This window comes from Photorhabdus hindustanensis (genome assembly GCF_002968995.1).
Classification (GTDB): Bacteria; Pseudomonadota; Gammaproteobacteria; order Enterobacterales; family Enterobacteriaceae; genus Photorhabdus; species Photorhabdus akhurstii.
In genome coordinates this window covers 1-3,351 of record NZ_PUWT01000044.1, presented here as the reverse complement: position 1 = coordinate 3,351, position 3,351 = coordinate 1, and the positions used below count along the sequence as shown (strand labels likewise).

Annotated in this window: 4 protein-coding genes and 1 pseudogene; 3 read left to right on the top strand and 2 right to left on the bottom strand. The window is 41.2% G+C overall.

The genetic code is table 11. The annotated features are described in order from the left end of the window. Window positions 1-722: phage tail protein (locus C6H66_RS16040; RefSeq protein WP_248000693.1), on the top strand; the 722-nt coding region annotated here is incomplete at its 5' end. Window positions 723-856: 134 nt separating this feature from the next. Then, on the top strand, window positions 857-1,453 hold the full coding sequence (locus C6H66_RS16035; RefSeq protein ID WP_046397181.1) for a tail fiber assembly protein: 597 nt from the start codon (window positions 857-859) through the stop codon (window positions 1,451-1,453). Between the two features lie 229 nt (window positions 1,454-1,682). Here C6H66_RS16035 and C6H66_RS16030 read toward each other — a convergent pair whose 3' ends face one another. Both C6H66_RS16030 and C6H66_RS26020 read right to left on the bottom strand, forming a co-directional pair. Continuing rightward, a complete protein-coding gene (locus C6H66_RS16030) occupies window positions 1,683-2,213 on the bottom strand; it encodes a tail fiber assembly protein (RefSeq protein WP_046397180.1) in 531 nt (176 codons plus the stop codon). A gap of 15 nt (window positions 2,214-2,228) precedes the next feature. Continuing rightward, window positions 2,229-3,161, bottom strand: coding sequence for a pyocin knob domain-containing protein (locus C6H66_RS26020; RefSeq protein ID WP_181150222.1), 933 nt, complete (start codon window positions 3,159-3,161; stop codon window positions 2,229-2,231). A 97-nt stretch (window positions 3,162-3,258) separates the two neighbouring features. Between C6H66_RS26020 and C6H66_RS16020 the strand changes: the two are divergent. Beyond that, window positions 3,259-3,351, top strand: a pseudogene (locus tag C6H66_RS16020) (DNA-invertase); the annotation flags it as partial.

The following is a 3,351-nucleotide window of genomic DNA, read 5'->3' as shown; positions in this document are numbered from 1 at the left end:
AACGCTGGAAAATCGATCCCTCTGTCGTTCTGGCAACTCGTGATTATGTAGATAGCTCTATTCAGAAACATGAAAAAAGCCGCAATCATCCAGATGCCACGCTGACAGAGAAAGGTTTTACAAAACTTAATAGTGCCATTAACAGTAGTGATGAAACTACAGCAGCAACCCCCAAAGCAGTAAAAGCAGCTTATGATAATGCTAATAGTAAATTGGCAAAAAACCAAAATGGCGCAGATATCCCAGATAAAAATGCTTTTGTGAAAAACCTTGGTTTATTAGAAAAGCTAATTCCGATAGGGGTGCCACTTCCTTGGCCGACGGCCACACTACCGGATGGGTGGTTGCAATGCAATGGTGCGGCCTTTGATAAAGCGAAATTTCCGGAATTAGCTAAGGCTTACCCTGGTGGTAATTTGCCCGATTTGCGAGGAGAATTTATTCGCGGTTGGGATGACAAACGTGGCGTTGATCCGGATCGTACATTATTGGTATGGCAAGAAGGGTCTTATTTAGTACAGGAAGTTGGTCAAGTTGATAATGTTGTTAACTTCTCACTCAACGAGCGTACGAAATTACAATGGGATACTCCCCAAAATAAAGATATTCCACTGAGAGCTAGAGCTGTCGGTACGGCAACAACTTGGAATACCAGTGCAACTTATATAGGGGTATCAAGGCCACGTAACGTAGCGTTTAACTACATTGTAAGGGCAGCATAATGCTCACGTCTGTACTTGAAGAGATCCCAGTAGGAATACCTCTGCCTTGGCCGACTGACATACCACCAAACGGGTGGGTGAATAGAAACACGTCCACGAAACGTGGCATTTAATTATATTGTGAGGATTGCCTGATGAATAAGGCTGTACTGGATAAAAATAATATTGCCATCAGTACCGGAAGTATCGTTGTGTTTAATTACGATGCGATTACGCTGGAATATTTACACAGTTCTGATGAGTATCTTCCTATTGGTGTCGGTCTTCCTGCTAATTCTTGCACAGACGCGCCACCTGATACCCAAGAAGGGTATGTCGCCTGCCGTTCATCTGATTTAACCGGTTGGCAAATTGTACCAGATTATCGAGGAAAAATAGCTTACGACACCCAAACTGGGGAACAGAAGGAAATCATTAAACCGGGCGAATTACCAGAAACACTGACGTGCAAACAACCAAACACTGATTTTGATAAGTGGGATGGTGAAAAATGGGTAACGGACATTGAAGCTCAAAAAAACAGTCAGATTGAACAGGCAGAACAACACCGTGTCATTCTTCGCCAACAGGCTGATGAAGCCATGACTTTATTACAATATGCTATTGAGACTGAGATGGCCTCGGACACAGAGAAAGCATTATTGCTTGCCTGGAAGAAGTATGTGGTATTACTGAGCCGTGTAGATACTTCAATGGCTTCAGATATTGAGTGGCCACAAATACCGGAATAATACAATTATCAAGACCGGGTGTTATTCTGTCCCCGGTCTTTTTTCAGTTATGATAGGTTATGTTGACCAATCGATTTCCGATGCCTTTGAAATATCAACCCAGTTAAGTATGACTTGGTATTTTCTTCATTCCAGTAAGGTCTGACGCATTAGGTAAGCACTTATTGATTGCTCTAAAAACCAGAATAAAAAAAGGCCCGAGGTTTGTGAACTGCGGGCCTATATTTATTTATGCGGGTTGTGCAGGCCACTCAATATCTGGTGCTATGGTGGGATCAATGCGGTTTGCTTGCATTCGGTATTTTTTCCAAGCTTTGAGCCGTTCTATCTCTTCCAGAGTTGCTTCATCTAGATCAACGGCATCTTGTAAGGGAGCAATATTATTGCTGGCAAGGACTAGCAATTCTTCTTTACGTCTCTCCGCTTGAACAACTAACTCGCCCTTTGTGTACTCACGCGAAACAATAGCACCGTTTATATATTGCCATTTGCCAGAAATATCGCAAGAATCAGGCAGATGATTTACCTCAGCTACACTCATTCCATCTGGGTTAAAAGCTGATACATCTCCTGATATAGAACGGATTACATTATTAAAATCATACATTACTTTGATTGTGCCAGAATTAAAGCTTTTCTGGCATTCATACCAGTCCTGACCGTCTTCTGATTTCAAATAAATGACATTAAAATCTTCAATGATTTTTCTGGCTTGTTTTGAGTCAGGTATATATTGGGAAAATTTTTTAATGTTTTGCATATATTTATCACCTTACTAAATATTGGGTATATTCATCCACATGCCGTTAACCTTCTTCTGTATTGGCCTGCGGTTTACGGTGTCAACTAACTCATCTCTATTTCCATTTATTACAGCAGTAATGGCATATCCATTTGTGTCTGTATCCCCAGAGCTTTTCCGTACTTGCGCGAGTTCTTTGGCACCAAAGCGAATGTCTTGAATATAACGCGTGTCTGATTCTGATTTTGTATAAGCGCCAATAATTGCAGCGGTTGGTCTATATCCTTCATGATAGACCTGATGCCCTCTAATTCGGAGGTTATCAGGTTTAAGACTCATCCATTCATTAGTTGGCCCTCCAGAGAGGGCATGCTGCCATTTGAAATATTCGTTACCATTATCTCCTGTTCTAAACCACATATAGGAGTCTGTATCTTCATCTGCGGTGTCTTTAAAACCGATAGAGGCGAAGTCGGTGAGTCTGCTCCAACTCAGCATAGAGTCAGTAGTAATAATTATGTCGCCTGTTACATTGCCACCACTGCGTTGCAACGCATCCGCAGCTTTAGTAACGGTTTCCATTAAACCGAGCTCACTCGCAGTGGGTTTATTCAGGGTATTATATTCTCGTGCCCAAGGTGACCATATTGCATCAGGTCTATTCCAAGAATATAAAGAACGTGTATATATTCGACTGCTGTTATAAACAAAATAACGCTGAATGATCCCAGCAGCCTGTAAAACGACAAGTGAACCTGCAAGTGGTTCAGGATAGTTATTACCGGTTCCCGCTTGTACATCCAAACCCTGATAATAAAGCCCTGGTGTTTGATAATCATTTAAATCGGCTTTGTCGGGTATGGATATTGATTGCCCATTAAAGATATCCTGAGACGTAATATTGATATCTTCAGTCAGAACTTTGCCATTCACTTTTCGGCTATTCGGTACTGCTCCCTTAGCCAAATTCACCGTTTCCATCAAACCAAGGTTTTTAAAAACTCGCTAATCCGTGATAGTTTCTATAATAATAGTCTCATATTGGTATTAGGTAGGGTTACATATGGCAAAGATTGGCTATGTTAGGGTGTCAACAAATGACCAAAACAGTGATTTACAACGAAACGCATTGATAAGTATAAATTGTGAGCAAATT

What these genes read in the sequence shown, in the direction of transcription:
- C6H66_RS16030 (WP_046397180.1), bottom strand. Translation starts at nt 2,213, where the DNA reads ATGCAAAACATTAAAAAATTTTCCCAATATATACCTGACTCAAAACAA.
- C6H66_RS16035 (WP_046397181.1), top strand. Translation starts at nt 857, where the DNA reads ATGAATAAGGCTGTACTGGATAAAAATAATATTGCCATCAGTACCGGA.